This is a genomic window from Pseudoalteromonas sp. SIMBA_162, from assembly GCF_046535955.1.
Lineage (GTDB): Bacteria > Pseudomonadota > Gammaproteobacteria > Enterobacterales > Alteromonadaceae > Pseudoalteromonas > Pseudoalteromonas marina.
On sequence record NZ_JAWJBQ010001218.1, the window covers coordinates 1 to 236 of the forward strand.

1 pseudogene is annotated in these 236 nt (G+C 57.6%); it reads right to left on the minus strand.

Annotation, left to right across the window (positions count from 1 at the left end):
• A pseudogene (locus R0J88_RS23525) lies at positions 1-236 on the minus strand (hypothetical protein); the annotation flags it as partial.

A 236-nucleotide genomic window follows, 5' to 3' on the forward strand; every position in this document is an offset into this window, starting at 1 on the left:
ACCATATGTTGCGCCCCAGCTGCTGCCAGTTGCTGTGCAGCTGCCAGCGTAATTCCACCGTCGGCCCAGCACTCGGTCTGAGGAAAAGCCGTGCGTACTTTTTGGATTTTCTCGCACATGGAGGGAATAAACCGCTGTCCCTGCCCATCGGGCTCACTGGTCATCACCATCACTCCGTCCAGCTCAGACGCCAGATATCGCCAGGCGTCGATCGGGGTTGCCGGATTAAATACCAG